We start from the raw sequence: 18,139 nt of genomic DNA, 5'->3' as shown, positions 1-18,139 counted from the left end.
CCGCATGCAGATGAACACTCCGCCACGGAGCACGATTCGACTGACGCGCCGGGGCCGGGTCGCCCTCATCGCGACCGGAGCCGTCGTGGCGGCCACCGCCGTGACGGTGCCGCTGCTCACCCTGACCACGAAGGACGAGGAGACGCGGCCCACGTCCCTCGTCATCCCGGAGGGCTGGCGCACCGGCCAGGTCTACGAGGCCATCGACGAGGCTCTCGCGCTGCCTCTGGGATCCACCAAGAAGTCCCTGGCCAAGGCCAACCTCAAGTTGCCCACCTACGCGGAGGGCAACCCCGAGGGCTACCTCTACCCGGCGACGTACCACATCGACAAGACGGCGACCCCCGAGTCCCTGCTGGCGCTCATGGTGAACACCGCGAACAAGAAGTTCAGCGGCAGTCCCATCACCGCGGGCGCCCAGCGCAACGCGATGAACCTCTATCAGGCGATCACCATCGCGAGCATCATCCAGGCCGAGACCTCCACCAAGGCCGACATGGGCAAGGTGGCCCGGGTCATCTTCAACCGCCTTGAGCGGGGCATGCCGCTGCAGATGGACGCGACCCTCAACTACGCGCTGAACCGCTTCACGCCGACCGCGACCACGAACGAGACGAAGCTCGAGAGCCCCTACAACTCGTACCAGCGCATGGGGCTGCCGCCCACACCGATCTCCAACCCCGGCCAGGCCGCGATGCGTGCCGCGATCAACCCCACCCCGGGCAACTGGCTGTACTTCGTCACGGTCAAGCCGGGCGACACCCGATTCACGGCCAGCTACGAGGAGCAGCAGAGGAACGTCGCCGAATTCAACCGGCTCCGGAGGAGTGCCTCACCCTCGACCTCTGACTCACCCTCTAACTCGATTTCGACCCCGCTGCCGGGCTCGCCGTCCGCCTCGGCCCTGAGCTGAGGCCCGCTGCCCGTTGTGGCACCGCGCACGAGGTCTGAGAGCCGGTCACGGGGCATCAGGCGCCGACGGTCACTCCCGCCAGCAACCGCCTGATGTCCCGTACCGCCGCGCGCCCGGCCCGGTTGGCGCCGATCGTGCTGGCGGAAGGCCCGTACCCGACCAGATGGATCCGGGGATCGGCGAGCGCGCGCGTTCCCTCGACGCGGATACCGCCGCCCGGCTCACGCAGTCGCAGTGGCGTCAGATGATCGAGGGCGGCACGAAAACCGGTCGCCCACAGGATCACGTCCGCGTCGACGTGACGCCCGTCCGCCCACTCGACACCGTCCGGGGCGATCCGGTCGAACATCGGTTGCCGGTCCAGCACGCCGTCGGCCAGCGCCTGCCGGATCGCGTCGTTCAGCGGCAGCCCCGTCACCGACACGACACTCTTGGGAGGCAGCCCCTGCCGGACGCGTTCCTCCACGAGCGCGACGGCCGCGCGCCCCACGTCCTCGGTGAAGGGGCCCTCACGGAAGACGGGCGGCCGCCGTGTCACCCAGGTGGTCCCGGCCGCGTACGGGGCGATCTCCATCAGATGCTGGGTGCCGGACGCGCCGCCGCCCACGACGACCACCCGCTGCCCGGCGAACTCCTCGGGTCCCGGGTACTGCGCCGTGTGCAACTGCCGCCCACGGAAGGTCTCCTGGCCCGGATAGCGCGGCCAGAACGGCCGGTCCCAGGTGCCCGTGGCATTGATCAGCGCGCGCGTCGACCACGTACCGTCGGAGGACTCGACCAGCAGCCGCCCGCCGGCACCCTCCCGCACGGCCCGCACGTCCACCGGCCGTCTCACCCGCAGGTCGAAGGTGCGCTCGTAGGTGTCGAAGTACTCCGCGATCACCTCGGAGGACGGCCGCGCCGGGTCGGCGCCCTCCAGCTCCCTACCGGGCAGGGAGTGCATCCCGTGCACCTTGCCGTACGTCAGCGACGGCCACCGGAACTGCCAGGCGCCGCCCGGACGCGGTGCGTGATCCAGCACCACGAAGTCCCGTTCCGGCTCGAAACCGCTCCGCCGCAGGTGATAGGCGCTGGACAGTCCCGCCTGCCCAGCGCCTATGACGACGACATCGACCTCGCGGACTTCGCGCGCCTGCGCCCCGGTGTTGTTCACGCTTCCACCAACTCGACCGGGGCGCGGGATCTTCCCGAACGGCGACGCCTGTGAGCCACCCGACGCGCGACCTGTCGGCCGGGAACCAGGAGGGACGACCCTCAGGAGTCCTTGTGGACGCGGGGCGTAGTGGTGGAGGGGGCAGGCCGCCGTTGAAACGCGTGTCCACGAAGGCGGCGAAGTCGACCTTGCCCGGGATCAGCTTCAGCTCGGTGAAGGTGTCCGCGATCTGCTGCTCCGACGCGATGAGCGGCTTGTCGACGGCGACCGCGATCCGGCTGGCGTTGGTGCGCTTCACCGAGGCGAGCGCCACCTCGTACGGCAGGCCGGTGTCCTTCGCCCACACCTTGGCCCAGGCGTCCGGATGCCGGTACACCCAGTCCTGGGCGCGCCGCAGCCGCTCCAGGTAGTCCTTGACGGCCGCCGCCTTCTTGGTGTCCTTCAGCGCACTCGGCGCCGCCACCTGGAAGCTGAGCCCGTTGACCACGCCGTCCCCGTCGGCCAGGATCCGGCCCTGCTCGGCATTGAGGACCTGCGAGGTGTACGGGTCCCACACCGCCCACGCGTCCACCTTGCCGCCGGTGAACGCGGCGAGGGCGTCGGCGGGCTGCAGATACTTGACCTTCACATCGCTCAGCTTCAGACCGGCCTCCTTGAGTGAGGCGATCAGCTGGAAGTGCGCGGACGAACCCTGTGCCACGGCGATGGACCTGCCCTTGAGCTCCTCCGGCTTTCGCAGCGACGAGTTCTTCGGTACGAGGATGGCCTCGCCCTTGGACGTGCCGTGCCAGGCGGCGACCACCGAGACCTTCGAGCCCGCGCCGGCCGCGAAGACGGGCGGGGTGTTGCCGACGCCGCCGACGTCGACGGCCTTGGCGTTGACGGCCTCCAGGAGGGGCGGCCCAGATGTGAACGTCGACCACTTGATCTTGTAGTCGAGGTTCTTGAGTTCTCCGGCGGCCCGCAGCACCGCCTCGGAACCGCCCTTCTGGTCACCGACGTTGAGCGTGAGGGAACCCTTGCCATCGGTTCCGGAACCGGCGGTGTCGGCGGCCGAGTTCCCACCGCAGGCGGCCAGGAGCAGGGTCAGAGGGAGGAGCAGGGCGGCGGGGACGACGTGTCGGCGCATGACGATTCCGTTCGATTGGTTCAGGTGAGGTGAGGTGAGGTGTGAAGTGAGGTGACGGTGAAGTGAGGGAGAGGCGATGGCGAAGGGCGACTGAGGGGGGAAGAGAAGCTCAGGCGACGGTGTCCACGCCCAGGCGCTCCAGGAGGCCGGCACGCAGTTCGGCGAAGCGGGGGTCGGCGATGTCGCGCGGGCGGTCCAGGTCGACCTGGGTCTCGTACGCGATGACACCGCGGTCCATGACGAGGACCCGGTCGGCGAGCAGCACGGCCTCCTCGACGTCGTGCGTGACCAGCAGCACGGCACAGCCGCGGCGCCGCCACAGTTCGCCGACCAGCCGCTGTGCCTTGATGCGGGTGAGGGCGTCCAGCGCGCCGAACGGCTCGTCGAGCAGCAGTAGATCGGGTTCGCGGACCAACGCACGGGCCAGCGAGGCGCGTTGGGCCTCGCCGCCGGAGAGTGTCCTGGGCCAGGCGTTCGCGCGGTGGGTGAGTCCGACCTCGGTCAACGCCTTCTCGGCGACGCCGCGTTCGGGCTTGCCGGGCAGCCCCAGCGAGACGTTGCGCCACACCCTCTTCCATGGCATCAGCCGGGGTGCCTGGAACGCGACGGCCTTGCGCCGCGGGACGAGCACGGTGCCCTCGATGTCACGGTCGAGCCCGGCGAGGATGCGCAGCAGTGTGGACTTGCCGCAGCCGCTGCGGCCGAGCAGGGCCACGAACTCGCCCGGATGTACGTCGAGTTGGAGGTCGTCGATGACGGCGCGCCCGTCGAAGGAGCGGGTGAGCCCCTGCACGCGTACGGCGGAGTCCTGGGTGATCGGGTGTTGCCGGCCGGTCGCGGTCTTCTGCTGGGCGGTGGCGCCCTTCTGGAGGGTCACCGGCCCGTGAACGTCGGTCGCCATTGCAGCAACAGCCTTTCGAGGGAGCGGACGATGAAGTCGGCGAGCAGGCCGAGGAAGGCGTAGACGATCAGGCAGACCACGATCGCATCGGTCCGCAGGAAGTCACGGGCCTGCACCATGAGGAAACCGATCCCGGCGTCCGCGTTGATCTGCTCGGCGAAGACGAGCGCGAGCCAGGCGATACCGAGGGAGTAGCGAAGCCCGGTCATCGCCCCGGGCAGCGCGCCCGGCAGCACGACATGCCGCACGAGCCCCCACCGCGAGAGTCCGAGGGACTCCCCGGCCTCGATGAGCTGGGAATCGACGCCGCGGATACCGGCGTACACGTTCAGATAGAGGGGGAAGGACACCCCCAGCGTGATGATCGCGATCTTCGGGGCCTCGCCGATCCCGAACCAGATGATGAACAGCGGGATCAGCCCCACGAAAGGCACCGTCCGCAGCATCTGGACGCTCGCGTCCACGAGGTCTTCGCCGACCCGGAAGAGCCCGGAGAGGAGGGCGAGCCCGGTACCGACGAGAGTTCCGAGCAACAGCCCCACCGCGACGCGCTGCAAGGAGACGCCCATCGCGTTGGGCAGCGAACCGTCGGCGACCAGATTGCCGCCGACCCGCGCGATGGTGCCCGGCGAGGCGAGGATGTCGGGGGTCAACACCCCTGTGCTGCTGAGGAGTTGCCACAGCGCGAGCAGCAGGAGCGGGCCGGAGGTGCGGCGCAGCCAGCGGGGCACACGGGTGCGGCGGGTGGAGAGGGGGACGATCGGAACGAGCTCGGGTGGCGCCGGCTGGGCCGCACTATTCTTGGAGATATCCGATATGTCGGGCCCGGAGGGGGTGGGCGGGGCATGGCTGATGCTCATGAGTGCTCCACGGGGAGGAGAGCGGCCGGAGAGGGATACGCCATGGCCCCGCCGCGTCAGCGGCTCAGACGGAGCCGCGACGTGCGGGTGGAGCGGAGCGGGGGCGCGGTGGAACGGGGGGAGTGAAAGGGCGTCAGAGGCCGCGGCGACACGCGGCGGATGCCACCCGCAGCAGGTCGATGTGACCGCGCGTGGTGAGCAGGGCTGAACGCAACATGCGGGTGAAAGTAGCCAGATGGTCCATGCCCGGTCAATGGTGTCTCGCGGACTGGAACGCGTGTACAGCGGAATGGGACGCCTGTACAAGGGTGCGGGCTGTCGGTTACAAGGGTGCGGGCTGTCGGTCGTGTCCGGAAACCCGCGGGCGGGTGAGAATCGGGTCATGCCCGATGCCTTCACCACCCGAGTCCTGAACGTCAACACCGGTTCGGCGGAGACGGTCGTCGACCTCACCCGCGACTGCGAGGCCTTCCTCCGAGAGGCGGCGGCGGGCCGTGACGGCCTCCTCAATGTCTTCGTGCCCCACGCCACCGCCGGTGTCGCGATCATCGAAACCGGCGCCGGAAGCGACGACGACCTCCTTGCCGCGCTGCACTCCCTGCTGCCCGCGGACGACCGCTGGCAGCACCGCCACGGCAGCCCCGGGCACGGCCGTGACCACGTACTCCCCGCCGTCGTCCCGCCCCACGCGACGCTTCCGGTGCTGGGCGGGAGGCTGGAACTGGGGACGTGGCAGTCGGTGTGCCTGGTGGACACGAACAAGGACAATCCTGTGCGAAAGGTGCGATTGAGCTTTCTCGGGGGTTGAGCCTTCTTTGGGGGTTCATGATCAGGCGGCGGCCGCGCCCGTGGGGGACGGGGGTACGGTGGTGCTACCGAGCGCACCTCGCATGCCGTCATCCGTTTCGGCGTCGTTCTCGGGGAACGGCAAGGCCTGGGCCCATGTGGTCCGGCCGGAAATGAGCCGCCCCATGCCTCCTGGCCAGCGCGATTGCGCCGTCTTCCGTATTCCGTCCCGCGCCCCGCGTTAGCGGACTCCTTGGTTCTCACGCTGTTTCCGAGGCCCTCCGGTACCTCGCTTCACACACCCGCGATGAACAAGAGTCACATGACAAGGAAGCGCATGAGCCTGATGAGCCTGGGAGTGCTTGCCTCCTCCCGCAAGGAGAACGAGTTCCGGTTGCCGTTGCACCCCGGCCACCTCGACCGGATCGCCCCGGACGTACGCGAAAGGATGTTCCTCGAAGAAGGCTACGGCCGGCGGTTCGGCGTCGGGGACGACGCTCTGCGACCACTTGTGGGAGGCCTGCGCTCCCGAGAGCGGCTCCTCGCCGAGTGCGATGTGCTGCTGCTGCCCAAACCGATGCACGACGACATCGCCGAGCTGCGCGAGGGCCAAGTGCTGTGGGGATGGCCGCACTGTGTGCAGGACGAGAAGATGACCCAGATCGGCATCGACCAGAAACTGACTCTCGTCGCCTGGGAGGCCATGAACCACTGGACGTCCACGGGTGCCTTCAGCGTCCATGTGTTCCACAAGAACAACGAACTCGCGGGCTACTGCTCGGTGCTGCACGCCCTGCAACTCGGTGGGCTCACCGGTAGTTATGGCCGCCGCATGCGTGCGGTGGTCATCAGCTTCGGAGCCACGGCGCGCGGAGCGGTCACCGGCCTCGGCGCCATGGGAGTCTCCGACGTCACGGTGCTCACCCAACGCGCCGCGGCGGCCGTGGCCTCGCCGATGCCGTCGGTCGTGATGGGTCACTTCGAGGAGCAGGAGGACGATCCGTCGCGGCTTCGGGCCCTCACGGCGGCCGGTCCCGTGCCGCTCGCGGAGTACCTGGCCGGGTTCGACATCATCGTCAACTGCATCCGGCAGGACACCGACGCGCCGCTGATGTTCGTCACCGACGAGGAACTCGCCCTGTTCCGGCCGGGCACCTTCTTCATCGACGTCGCCTGTGACGCGGGCATGGGCTTCGAATGGGCCCGTCCGACCACCTTCGGCGAGCCCATGCCCTCGGTGGGGCCGGGCTGCCACTACTACGGGGTGGATCACAGCCCCTCCCATCTGTGGAACTCGGCCACATGGGAGATCAGCGAGGCGCTCCTTCCCTATCTCCGCAAGGTCATGAGCGGCCCCGTCGCCTGGGACGCCGACGCCACGGTCAGAAACGCCATCGAAATTCGCGACGGAGTGATCCAGAACCCGAAGATTCTCTCCTTCCAGCACCGGGCGGCCGCGTATCCCCACGACCTCGAGGTCCCGGCGCCGCGCCCCGCCGCTCAGGTGGCCTGACGACGCCCGGGCGAGCCCGCACATCAGGTCTGCGTGGGCTCGCCCGGCCGGCCTGCGGGTCGATAATGGTACTTTTTGTGTCCGGACGCGCGCGCCGTGCTAAAGTTGACGACAGTCGTGGTTCCCGTAAAATCCAAGTGCCTTTGATGACTTTATGTCGTCGGGCATTTTTGCATTTCGCAGAGCGTGGACCCCTGGGTACCGCCCGGACATCGGATTCGGTTCGTTCTTGCAATTCATTCGGTTCACCGCTGCCGAGAATTCCTCGATACGTGCCATATCGAGGAAGGTTCTCCATGAACCGCTCAGCACGTACGAGCGACCGTTTCGCCAAGACCCGTCAGCAGGGCGCCCAGGGGCGCTCCGGCACCCGTTCAGGCGGCGACGGCCGCCGTCCCGCCGCACCGCAGGGCGAGTTCGCGCTGCCGCAGACCATCACCCCGGCGCTCCCCCGGTCGCGGCCTTCGGTGAGCTGAACCTCCCCGTCGAGTTGCTGAACAAGCTCACCGGCCTCGGCGTGAACGAGCCGTTCCCGATCCAGGCCGCCACGCTGCCGAACTCCCTCGCGGGACGCGACGTCCTGGGCCGCGGGCGCACCGGATCGGGAAAGACGCTCGCCTTCGGCCTCGCGGTCCTCGTGCGCACGGCAGGACAGCGGGCGGAGGCCCGCAAGCCGCGCGCCCTGATCCTCGTTCCCACCCGCGAGCTGGCCCAGCAGGTCTCCGATGCGCTCACCCCGTACGCCCAGTTGCTGAAGGTGCGGCTGGCCACCGTGGTCGGTGGTATGTCGATCGGGCGGCAGGCCGCCGCGCTGCGGGCCGGGGCCGAGGTCGTCGTCGCGACCCCGGGCCGCCTCACCGATCTCGTCGAGCGCAATGACTGCCGCCTCGACCGGGTGGGCATCACCGTCCTGGACGAGGCCGACCAGATGGCCGACATGGGTTTCATGCCCCAGGTCACCGAGCTGCTGGACCAGGTGCGCCCCGACGGTCAGCGCCTTTTGTTCTCCGCCACGCTGGACCGCAACATCGACCTCCTGGTCCGTCGGTATCTCCATGACCCGGTGGTCCACTCGGTCGATCCCTCGGCGGGCGCGGTGACCACGATGGAGCATCACGTACTGCAGGTGCACGGCGCCGACAAGTACGCGACCGCCACCGAGATCGCCGCCCGCGACGGGCGCGTGCTCATGTTCCTGGACACCAAGCACGCCGTCGACCAGTTCACCAGGCACCTGCTGGGCAGTGGCGTGAAGGCCGCGGCACTGCACAGCGGCAAGTCGCAGCCCCAGCGCACGCGCACGCTGGCCCAGTTCAAGACCGGTCACATCACGGTCCTGGTGGCGACCAACGTCGCTGCCCGCGGTATCCATGTCGACGATCTCGACCTCGTCGTCAACGTCGACCCGCCCAGTGACCACAAGGACTACCTGCACCGAGGCGGCCGTACCGCCCGCGCCGGTGAGTCCGGCAGCGTCGTCACGCTCGTTCTGCCCGGCCAGCGCCGCGACATGATCCGTCTCATGTCCGACGCGGGCATCCGGCCACACATCACCCAGGTCCGTTCCGGCGAGGCGGAGTTGAGCCGTATCACCGGCGCGCAGGCGCCCTCAGGTGTTCCCATCGGCGGCAGCCGGCCGGTCGCGGAGCGACCCGAGCGCGGCGGTACCCCCTTCCGGGGCCTGGGCACCCGCCCGGGCCGCGCCGGTGGCGAGTCCCGCCGGGCCGCCGAGGCACGCCAGACGGCCGAGGCCCGCAAGGCCGCTCGGGTTCGTCGAGGCGCGTAGTCCGGACCGTTCGTCGAGGCGCGTAGTCCGGACCGTGGGAACGGAACCTGTCCGTGGCGACCTGCCGGGCCATGACCTCAGAGCGACGCCTCAGGTGTCATGGGGGAGCCGGGGAGCCCACTTCCAAGCCGACGGACTGTGGGCCTCCCTCGTCGAGGTTCACACGGAAGAGGGACACGCGAGGGACGCGGTGGCCGGTCCGGAACGCCTCGAACGCAGCTCCGATACCGGATGGGCAGCGGAACGAAACGGCTGAGGTACCCGCTCGCGATCCTCATGGCCGAAGGACTGACCAACCGTCGGACGGCCACGGTGCCGCGAACGGGTGAGGACGCGGTCGCGGGCGACGAGAGCGGCCAACTTCCCCCGATCGACGGCCACATGGCGGTTCGGCCGCACTAGCACATGAGTCGGCCCGGGAAGCACATGTGTCGCACATACCCGCGCGACAGGAGCATCCAGTTCCACTCGTGCGTACTATCTCTACACTGCTGCAGGCCGTGGCAGTTGTGTCCTGCGAGTGATTGGCCCATGTCATGTCTGAAGTCAGCTCCAACTCCCACTCCACAGAACTCACGTCGCAGTACATCGCCCAGGTGACGGGTGACCTCGAGCGCAATGCCAAGGAGCAGGAGCGCGTCGGTGCGGAGATCGAGGCTCTGCAGGAGCAGTTGCGTGCCCTGCGGCACGATCACACCGTGCTGGTGAACATGCAGGACGCGCTCGGCGGTCCCGGCTCGACCCCCGGGACGGAGGCCGCGGCTGCGCCGTCCGTGCCTCACCAGGTCTCTGCCGAACCCAAGCAGAGCAAGGGGAAGAAGGCGCCCGCCACGGGCGCGAAGAAGACGGCGTCCAAGAAGCCCGCCGCCAAGACCTCATCCGTGAAGGCGTCCACGGCAGTGGCCAAGCCGACCCTCGTCGAGCTGATCCGAGGGCACCTGGAGAAGCAGACCGAGCCGCGTTCCGCCGCCGAGGTCACCACCGCGCTCACCCAGGCCCACCCCGACCGGAGCGTGAAGACCACGGTCGTGCGCACCACCCTCGAAGGACTGGTCGCCAAGAGCCACGCTCACCGCACCAAGCAGGGGTCGTCTGTCTTCTACACCACGGCAGTCACCTCGGAGCCCGCACCGGCCGAGCCGCAGCAGGAGACGGTGTCCGACTGAGCATCCGCAGGAGCCCTAGGGCAGGTGCTCGCCGACCGGATCCGTGACTGCCACCCAGCCGATCTCACTTCCGCCCGACAGGCGCGGAAGGATGAGGAACTCGCCCTTGTCGCCGTACAGCGCACTCGCCGAAGCGCAGTGGTGCCACTTCTCGTAGATGGCCGTGTTCACCGGCGGGGCCTCCTGTGGCACGGCGGTCTCCAGCACACGGAGACCACAGTGCTCCAGGATGTCCAGCCACGTGGGCTGTTGGCCGTTCGTCATCTCCGCCTCTCCGCTGCTGCCCGTGACGCTCGGTTCCCTTCGCCGGCGAGCGGCCACCTCAGGACCGTCCGGCACGTCCCGTGGACGCTCCCGCGACGATGTCGAGTGCTCCGGCACGGTCGGTCGGACCGCCATTTCCGCGTAGGCCGAAAGGCGTGACCTCCGAATTCGCGGCTCCCCTGCCCCGTTCCCCCGCTCAGACACGCCTCCCGTCATCACGACCGCACACAACACGTCGCAACGGCGCGCGCGTCACGCCCTGTCACAACGGAGCACGGACCAAGAAGACGGGGAACAGGCACTGGCCGGGGGCTCCGTGGTGCGGGCTTTGTCGCTCTATACGATGAGGCGTCCGGTGGGGGATGGGGGAGAGACCATTGGGTTGGGCGGTCGACGAGCGTCGCGGTGATACCGGGGACGGTCATGCGTACGGCGACGGGTCCGACGACGACCGGTCGCCGTCCGCCGCGAGTGACGACGCGGGCGCGCGGCCGCGCGGCCCGCTGCGCCGGTTCGCGTTGTTCGTCGGGCGCACGCTGTACGGCGAGTGGTACGGCATCGTCCTGGATCCGGTACGGCAACTCGTGCGCCGTGGGCTGTCCGGACTCCTGCTCGCGTTCGTGGCCGTCTTCGGGGTCATCTTCTTCCACGCGCTCGCCCAACATCCCATCGGTGCGGTGATCGTGCGGCTGATCGGCGGAGTGAAGGCGTGTCTGCCGCTGCCCCTGGCCCTGTTGCGTACTCCGGTGTCGCTGTACGTGCCCGCCCTCGACCTTCCCGTGTGGGCGGGCATCACCCAGCTGTTCTTCGCCTTCGCACTCGCCGAACTCGCCCTCGGCCGGGCCCGGACACTGGTCGTCGCGTACGCCACCACCCTGGCCGGCACCCTCACGGTCCGCGTGATGATCGCGCTCGGCCCGGGCTGGTGGGGGCTCGGCCTGCCGCCCGAGATCGGGCAGGTCCTCGACACCGGACCCTCTGCCGCGGTGGTGGGACTGTTCACCTACCTCTCGGTCATCCGGCGCGCCCCCATCGTGTTCGCGCTCACCGGCGGCTCGATGGTGTGGGAGTCGATCGTCAAACCCAATCTGGCAGGCCGTGAGCACCTGATCGCCGTGGGCGCCGCGATTGTCCTGGCGGTGTTGCGCGGGCGCTGCCGAAGACTGTGGGATTCCCTCGGCGCCCTGCTTTTCTCGGCATGGTCACGCAGTGGCCTCGAGCGGCTGTTCCCGCCACGTGGTGAGGGGCGTACGCAGGGCGGAAGGACTCAACCGCGCTGAGGGTCCCCGACCGGGGACGGCCGTCCCCGCGATCGGAGGAGAGGCGTGTTCAGAGGGCGCGGTCGAAGAGGTCGAGCAGGGCCGCCCAGTGGCGTTCGGTGGCCTTGGCGTCGTACGCGGCGGTGTCGGCCATGGTGTAGCCGTGGTGCGCGCCGGTGTAGACCTCGCTGCGGTGGCGGACACCCGCCTCGGTGAACGCCTTGTCGAGGCGCTCGATCTGCTCGGGAGGCAGGGAGGCGTCCTGGTCGGCGTGGCCGAAGTACAACTCCGCGGTGACCCTGCCGGCGAGCAGGTGCGGGCTGTCGGGGGCGTCGGTCGCCAGCCGGGCGCCGTGGAAGCCGGCCGCGGCCGCGACCCGCTCGGGGTAGGCGCCGGCGGTGCGCAGGGCCAGACCTGCGCCCATGCAGTAGCCGGTGGTGCCGACCGGTCCGTCGGCGGCCTGCGGGCAGGCCGCCAGCCAGGACAGATAGGCGTCGGCGTCGCGCATGGCCAGCTCGGGGGTCAACTCCTGGATGATCGGAATGAGTTGCTCGAACAGCGCCGGCCGGCCGGCCGCGTCGATGAAGTCGGGCAGCTCCACCACCGGGGCCGGCCCGTGGCGGTAGAGGAGGTTGGGAACCAGCACGGTGTAGCCGGCCCCCGCGAGCCGGTCGGCCATCTCCTTCAGCCGGGGGCGCAGTCCGATGGCGTCCATGTAGAACAGCACCGCGGGGTGGGCGGTGTTGTCGTCGGGGTGCGCCAGATACGCGTCGGCCGAGCCGTCCTGGGTGGGGATGTTCACGGAGGTTCCGCGTACGTCACGTACATCGGTCATGGGCGTCCCTCATCTTCTCTCGGGCGTCTCTGGGGCGTCTTCCGGGTGTTTCGAAGTGCCGCGCGGATCTCCGACGGCCACCCGATCGCGGCGGTCCCGTCGAGCAGTCTGGCACTCGTGGTGCGGTCGGTTCGGCAGGGCCCCGTCGGCGTTCCCGTGGCCTAAGTCGCCGTCATGCGCGGACGGATTCCCGGCGCGCCGCCGGACGCGTACGAGCCTGGTACCGACGGTCCCAGGAAAGCCGGGCTACTGGTTGTGCGCATCGTCCGGTCGCAGGGTGGAGTCATGACGACAACACTCATCACCGGAGCGAACAAGGGCCTCGGCTACGAGACCGCCCGCCGGCTCGTCGCCGCGGGCCACACGGTCTACGTCGGCAGCCGGGACGCCGAACGCGGACGCCGGGCCGCCGAACAGCTGGGCGCCCGGGCCGTCCAGCTCGATGTCACCGACGACGCGTCGGTGCGGTCCGCCGTGAAGACCGTCGAGGCCGAGGGCGGGCTTGACGTACTGATCAACAACGCGGGCATCGAGTCGAGGGGCGAGGGCAACTCCGTGCTCGGCGCCGCGGACGTGACCGCCGACGTGATGCGGGAGACGTTCGAGACGAACGTCTTCGGCATCGTGCGTGTCACCCACGCCTTCCTCCCGCTGCTCCAGGCCTCGGCCGCCCCGGTGGTGGTCAACGTCAGCAGTGGGCTGGCCTCGCTGGCCCGGGTGAGCGATGCGGGCACCCCGGCATACGCCTACCCCGGCGTCGCCTACCCGGCTTCGAAGACCACCGTCAACATGATCACCGTGCAGTACGCGAAGGCGTTCCCGAACATGCGGATCAACGCGGTGGAGCCCGGCTTCACGAAGACCGACCTGAACGGGAACACCGGCATCCAGACCGTCGAGCAGGGCGCCGAGATCATCGTACGGATGGCGCAGATCGGCCCCGACGGTCCCACCAGGGGCTTCTTCGACGCCGAAGGCACCCTTCCCTGGTAGTCCGAGCCGGTACGTCACCCCGTACGCGTGCCAGACCCAGCGACCGGCACTCGGCCAAACAGCCCCCACTGCCACTCAGCCCCACCGAACACACAGGAGCATCGACATGACCGTGCAGTCACTTCCCGGCGGAACGTTCACCATGGCCAAGGACCTGACGGTCACCCGCGTGGGCTACGGCGCCATGCAGCTCGCCGGTCCGCACGTGTTCGGGCCGCCGGCCGACCGGGACGCCGCCGTGGCCGTTCTGCGCGAGGCGGTCGAGCGGGGGATCACACACATCGACACCTCCGACTTCTACGGCCCGTACGTCACCAACCAGATCATCAAGGAAGCGCTGCACCCCTATCCGGCCGGCCTGCACCTCGTGACCAAGGTCGGAGCACTGCGGGACGCCGAGGGAGGCTGGCCGAAGGCGCTGTCGCGCGACGAGCTTCGCCAGGCCGTGCACAGCAACCTCGAGAACCTCGGCCTGGACGCACTCGACGTCGTCAACCTGCGGGTGGGAGGGTTCGACGCCCCCGAGCCGGGTTCGCTCGCCGAACCGTTCACCGTGCTCGCGGAGCTCCAGCAGGAGGGGCTGATCAGGCATCTCGGTGTCAGTACCGTCTCCGCCGAGCAGATCAAGGAAGCCCAGTCCATCGCGCCCGTGGTGTGTGTGCAGAACTTCTACAACCTCGCGAACCGCGCCGACGACGCGCTGATCGACTCCCTGGCCGAGCAGGGCATCGCCTACGTGCCCTACTTCCCCATCGGCGGTTTCTCCCCGCTGCAGTCGGACACCCTGCACGCGGTCGCGGGCCGGCTGGAGACCACTCCGGTCGCCGTCGCCCTGGCCTGGCTGTTGCAGCGTTCCCCGAACATCCTGCTCATCCCCGGCACCTCCTCGGTGGCACACCTGCGTGACAACATCGCCGCTGCCGCCCTGGTCCTTCCCGAGAAGGAGCTGGCCGAGCTGAACGGGATCGGGGTGTGAGGAATGTGGGGTCGTCACTCCCGAGGCACGGGCGTGGCGGCCCCGTGGCGGTGTCCGGCGCGCCGTTTGCCCGCGCCGTTCGGTACGAACTTGTTTTTCACGAACATGTTCGTTAGTCTTGTGCGGCATGACTCCAGAGAAGCCCGCTCCGATCAGCCGACGGGAACGCCCGGCGAAGCCCGCCCTGACCAGGCAGGGAATCATCGACGCCGCGCTGGCGATCCTGCGTGACGAGGGGCTGGGCAAGGTGACGATGCGCCGCATCGCCGCGGCCCTCGACACCGGGCCCGCGTCGCTCTATGTCTACGTCCGCAACACGGGGGACCTGCACGCGCAGATCCTCGACTCCCTGCTCGGGCCGGTGAAGGCGCCCGCGCCGGAGGCGGGGACCTGGCGGGACCGGTTGAAGGCGCTGCTGGTCAGCTATGGAGAGGTGCTCTTCCGGCACCCGGAGATCGCCCGGATGGCGATGTCCACGCAGCCGAGCGGCCCGAACTACCTGGCGCTGGCCGACGCGATCCTCGGCCTCCTCGACGAGGGCGGGGTGTCGGGCCGGGAAGCGGCCTGGGCCATGGACCTCCTGCTGCTGCACCCCACCGCCGTGGCCGTCGAACACAGCTCCCCGAAGTCCGCCACGCAGGAGTCCGACGAGTTCTCCGCCCTGGCCGCGAAGATCGCCACCGCGGACCCGGCGCGCTACCCCCACATCGCCCGGCTCGGCGACACGCTCATGTCGGGAGACGGCCCGAGCCGCGCCGACTGGGCTCTGGACGTCATCCTGGACGGCGTCCTCGCCGCGGCCTCTCGTGCGTCGGCCGAACAGCGCGGCTGGTGAGAGTGGGGTGTGTGTTTCCCCTGTGTTGCAAGTCGCGCCCGAATGTATGTCTAGGGTTGATCCGTAAGCGCGGGCAAGCAGCGAGGGCCGTGACCAGGCCCTTGGAACATGTCTCCGGCGGTACGGACAACGCGAGTTCAGTGCCTCGCACCTGAGAGTGGCTGTCGTGGCGGCAGGCGGTTGAGCGCCGGAGCCGGCGGGGGAGCCGCCCGCGGTCTGTGCCTGGGTGAGGGAACGACAAGGGGTATTGATGGAAGGCGCGGATCTTCCAGTGGGGAACCGGTGCGTACCGGTTCGTGACGTCGCCGATCAGTTGGCGCGGTAGGCGCCTGTGCGGTGGGACGAGGGTCGCGAGGACGCGGGGGGACCGACTCGGGCGCAGGACCCGGAGCAAAGTCGCCGGGGAACGGGTGGCCGCACCGTGAGCCGGGCCGTCCCCTGGGTCATGCGACAGGAACGCAAGGGCATACGACCCCATATCGTCGTCCTTGCGGCGTGGACGTTGCTCTGGTTCCTGCTGGTGCAGAGACACGGGGGGATCTCCTGGCACTACCTGCGCACCGGGGGCCAGCTGCTCTTCGGCGCCGTTCCGGGTGGCGGCCTTGCCATCTACGCCAACCATCCCGAGTTGCAGATCGGCCCCGTGAGCTTTCTGGCGGCCGCGCTGTTCGCCCCGCTGCCACCCCACATGGCGGAGGTGTTGGCGGAGGCGGTGATGTCCGCACTCGGCCTCTACATGCTGGTTCTGGTCGGCCGCACTGCGGCCGACCACAACCGCGGTACGGGACTCAACCACCGCCGACTCCAGCAGCGGGTGCTCGTGGCAGGGGTGGCCTTCATTCCCATGTGGGTCGAAGTGGCGGTCCGGTTCGCCCACTTGGACGACGTACTCGCGCTGTTCTTCACCACTCTGGCCGTACGCGCCCTGGTGCGGGGCCAAGGGCGCACGGTGGGCATCATGCTCGCGCTGGCGGTGGACTCGAAACCCTGGGCAGTGGCGTTCACGGCTCTGCTGCTCGCCCTCCCGGCCGCGCGACGACGCAACTCCGCGCTCTGGACGGTCGGCCTGGTGGCCGTGGCGTGGCTGCCGTTCTACGTCACCCATCTCAACTCGGCTGCCGCCGCCAGATTCACCATCGCCAACCAGCCCGCCTCGGCGCTGCGTTGGCTCGGCGTCCTGGCCCCGGCCACGCCCTGGTGGGACCGCCCGGCCCAAGTGCTCCTGGGATTCGGTCTCGGCGCTCTGGCGGTGCTCAGAGGCCGCTGGCCCGCGGTCGTGCTGCTCGGCGCCGATGCCCGCATCGCACTGGACCCGAGCGTCTACACGTACTACAGCGCCTCGATCCTGCTCGGCACCCTGCTGTGGGACGCGGTCGGGCAGCGTCGTCTGGTGCCGTGGTGGAGCTGGATCGCCCTGCTCTCCCTGTACGGCAGCACCTTGTTGGTGCCCTCGGACCGCGTCTGCGGCCTGATCCGGCTGGCCTTCGCCGCGGGTTCGGCGGGCTACGTCCTGCTGGGGCCCGGGCCACGCCGCCGGCGCCCCGAGTCGATGGCTCCTTCTCCGGCGTCCCCCCAGGGGTGACCACCCTCCGCGGGGAGGAATGGGTTGATGAATGTCACACGGCTAAAAACCTCCCAATTCGGACATAGGCCTATTTACCGCACGCCGGGGCCTCTTTCGTCCCTGTAGCGTCGCCGTCATTCGGGTATCGAAACGGGCCCGCGAACGGGCTCCCGATGTGACCGCAGACACAGAGCAGGGAATCTTCATGCCGGACATGCACGCACTGCGCCGCGCGCGGCGTGGACTGGCCGCGACCGCGGCGGCCGGGTCGGCGCTCGCGGCGCTCTTCGCCGCCACCCCGGCCCAGGCGAGCACCGCCGACGCCACCTCCGAAGCCACCGCCACCGTCGGCGGCTCCCAGGTGAAGTGCACCTCACAGCGGCCAGGGCTCGCGGCCCGGCTGTCCAAGGACATCGCTGGAGCCCTGCACGGGCGGGACCGCGCCGCGGCGCTCGCGCTGTACGACCGTGCCACGGGGACCGCGTGCGGCTTCCGGGCCGAAACCGCCTTCGACTCGGCGAGCGTGGTCAAGGTCACGATATTGGGGGCGCTGCTGCGCCAGAGCATGGAGCAGCACCGGGCCCTGACCGCTCACGAGGTGGAACTGACCACCGCCATGATCACCAAGTCGGACAACGACGCGACGAACGCCCTGTGGCACCAGATCGGCCACGCCGGCATCCAACACTTCCTGACCCTGGCCGGGATGGAGGACACCGTCCCCGGGCCCAAGGGCTACTGGGGGCACACCCAGGTCACGGCCGAGGACCAGCTGAGGCTGCTCCGACTGCTCACCTCGGACAACTCCGTCCTCGACCGGGACGCGCGTACCTACGCCCTCCGGCTCATGAACCGGGTCGTCCCCGAGCAGCGTTGGGGAACGCCCGCCGGGGCCCCCGCGACGGCGACCGTTCAGGTCAAGAACGGCTGGTTGCCGCGCGACACCCACGGCTGGCGGGTGCACAGCGTCGGTGTGTTCACCGGCGGCGGCCACGACTACGGACTGGTCGTGCTCTCCCAGGACAACCGCACGATGGCCGACGGCGTCGCGACCGTCGAGGGCGCCGCCCATGCCGTAAACCGGGACCTGAACACCTCAACTGCCGCGTAGGTATTTCCCTTTCGCGCCGATCGGTCGGAGGTTAGGGTGCGGGAAACGAGTGTGATTCCCGAGGGGTCGAGACATGGTCGGTCGTCCGAGCGCGC

General features: G+C 69.4%; 16 protein-coding genes and 2 pseudogenes. 11 read left to right on the top strand and 7 right to left on the bottom strand.

The window, feature by feature from the left end:
* Positions 1–4 precede the first annotated feature (4 nt).
* The gene (mltG, locus tag AAFF41_RS08705) at positions 5–913 is read left to right on the top strand and encodes an endolytic transglycosylase MltG (RefSeq protein WP_319745345.1); all 909 of its coding nucleotides are present in this window, start codon (positions 5–7) and stop codon (positions 911–913) included.
* Between the two features lie 55 nt (positions 914–968).
* Here the strand turns inward: mltG and AAFF41_RS08700 are convergent, their stop codons facing one another.
* From AAFF41_RS08700 to AAFF41_RS51530, 5 genes and pseudogenes are all read right to left on the bottom strand, one after another.
* Entirely contained in the window at positions 969–2,066 is a 1,098-nt protein-coding gene (locus tag AAFF41_RS08700) for an NAD(P)-binding domain-containing protein (RefSeq protein WP_343323796.1), read from the bottom strand.
* 101 nt (positions 2,067–2,167) lie between these two features.
* Positions 2,168–3,195: pseudogene (locus tag AAFF41_RS08695) on the bottom strand (ABC transporter substrate-binding protein).
* Positions 3,196–3,304: 109 nt separating this feature from the next.
* A complete protein-coding gene (locus tag AAFF41_RS08690; protein WP_343323795.1) occupies positions 3,305–4,096 on the bottom strand; it encodes an ABC transporter ATP-binding protein in 792 nt (263 codons plus the stop codon).
* Complete coding sequence (locus tag AAFF41_RS08685) at positions 4,069–4,956, bottom strand: ABC transporter permease (protein ID WP_343323794.1); 888 nt, start codon at positions 4,954–4,956, stop codon at positions 4,069–4,071. The genes AAFF41_RS08690 and AAFF41_RS08685 overlap by 28 nt, the downstream gene beginning before the upstream one ends.
* A gap of 133 nt (positions 4,957–5,089) precedes the next feature.
* Positions 5,090–5,173 carry a putative leader peptide gene (locus AAFF41_RS51530; RefSeq protein ID WP_351695690.1) on the bottom strand — a complete coding sequence of 28 codons (84 nt, stop codon included), beginning with the start codon at positions 5,171–5,173 and terminating at the stop codon, positions 5,090–5,092.
* Between the two features lie 165 nt (positions 5,174–5,338).
* On the opposite strand from AAFF41_RS51530, the gene AAFF41_RS08680 reads away from it, so the two are divergent.
* The 4 genes and pseudogenes from AAFF41_RS08680 (at position 5,339) to AAFF41_RS08665 (ending at position 10,207) form a co-directional block, all read left to right on the top strand.
* Complete coding sequence (locus tag AAFF41_RS08680) at positions 5,339–5,764, top strand: YjbQ family protein (RefSeq protein WP_054228891.1); 426 nt, start codon at positions 5,339–5,341, stop codon at positions 5,762–5,764.
* Between the two features lie 315 nt (positions 5,765–6,079).
* Positions 6,080–7,255 (top strand): N(5)-(carboxyethyl)ornithine synthase, encoded by a 1,176-nt coding sequence (locus AAFF41_RS08675; protein WP_343323793.1) that lies wholly within the window; start codon positions 6,080–6,082, stop codon positions 7,253–7,255.
* Positions 7,256–7,551: 296 nt separating this feature from the next.
* Positions 7,552–9,041, top strand: a pseudogene (locus tag AAFF41_RS08670) (DEAD/DEAH box helicase).
* Between the two features lie 536 nt (positions 9,042–9,577).
* Positions 9,578–10,207 carry a hypothetical protein gene (locus AAFF41_RS08665; protein WP_319745361.1) on the top strand — a complete coding sequence of 210 codons (630 nt, stop codon included), beginning with the start codon at positions 9,578–9,580 and terminating at the stop codon, positions 10,205–10,207.
* 15 nt (positions 10,208–10,222) lie between these two features.
* Here AAFF41_RS08665 and AAFF41_RS08660 read toward each other — a convergent pair whose 3' ends face one another.
* On the bottom strand, positions 10,223–10,471 hold the full coding sequence (locus AAFF41_RS08660; protein ID WP_319745363.1) for a hypothetical protein: 249 nt from the start codon (positions 10,469–10,471) through the stop codon (positions 10,223–10,225).
* A gap of 518 nt (positions 10,472–10,989) precedes the next feature.
* On the opposite strand from AAFF41_RS08660, the gene AAFF41_RS08655 reads away from it, so the two are divergent.
* Entirely contained in the window at positions 10,990–11,751 is a 762-nt protein-coding gene (locus AAFF41_RS08655; protein ID WP_343326270.1) for a hypothetical protein, read from the top strand.
* 49 nt (positions 11,752–11,800) lie between these two features.
* Here AAFF41_RS08655 and AAFF41_RS08650 read toward each other — a convergent pair whose 3' ends face one another.
* Entirely contained in the window at positions 11,801–12,565 is a 765-nt protein-coding gene (locus tag AAFF41_RS08650; RefSeq protein ID WP_343323792.1) for a dienelactone hydrolase family protein, read from the bottom strand.
* Positions 12,566–12,850: 285 nt separating this feature from the next.
* On the opposite strand from AAFF41_RS08650, the gene AAFF41_RS08645 reads away from it, so the two are divergent.
* The 5 genes from AAFF41_RS08645 to AAFF41_RS08625 all read left to right on the top strand — a co-directional run bounded on the left by AAFF41_RS08645 (position 12,851) and on the right by AAFF41_RS08625 (position 18,044).
* A complete protein-coding gene (locus AAFF41_RS08645; RefSeq protein ID WP_343323791.1) occupies positions 12,851–13,558 on the top strand; it encodes an SDR family NAD(P)-dependent oxidoreductase in 708 nt (235 codons plus the stop codon).
* A 106-nt stretch (positions 13,559–13,664) separates the two neighbouring features.
* On the top strand, positions 13,665–14,534 hold the full coding sequence (locus AAFF41_RS08640) for an aldo/keto reductase family oxidoreductase (RefSeq protein WP_343323790.1): 870 nt from the start codon (positions 13,665–13,667) through the stop codon (positions 14,532–14,534).
* A 127-nt stretch (positions 14,535–14,661) separates the two neighbouring features.
* The gene (locus AAFF41_RS08635; RefSeq protein ID WP_319745372.1) at positions 14,662–15,369 is read left to right on the top strand and encodes a TetR/AcrR family transcriptional regulator; all 708 of its coding nucleotides are present in this window, start codon (positions 14,662–14,664) and stop codon (positions 15,367–15,369) included.
* 445 nt (positions 15,370–15,814) lie between these two features.
* On the top strand, positions 15,815–16,951 hold the full coding sequence (locus AAFF41_RS08630; RefSeq protein WP_319746054.1) for a hypothetical protein: 1,137 nt from the start codon (positions 15,815–15,817) through the stop codon (positions 16,949–16,951).
* 196 nt (positions 16,952–17,147) lie between these two features.
* The gene (locus AAFF41_RS08625) at positions 17,148–18,044 is read left to right on the top strand and encodes a serine hydrolase (RefSeq protein WP_319746057.1); all 897 of its coding nucleotides are present in this window, start codon (positions 17,148–17,150) and stop codon (positions 18,042–18,044) included.
* Positions 18,045–18,139: the final 95 nt, after the last annotated feature.

The sequence above is a fragment of the Streptomyces mirabilis genome, from assembly GCF_039503195.1.
Classification (GTDB): Bacteria; Actinomycetota; Actinomycetes; order Streptomycetales; family Streptomycetaceae; genus Streptomyces; species Streptomyces mirabilis_D.
Note: the sequence above shows the minus strand (reverse complement) of the source record. Positions and strands in the feature narration are given on the sequence as shown.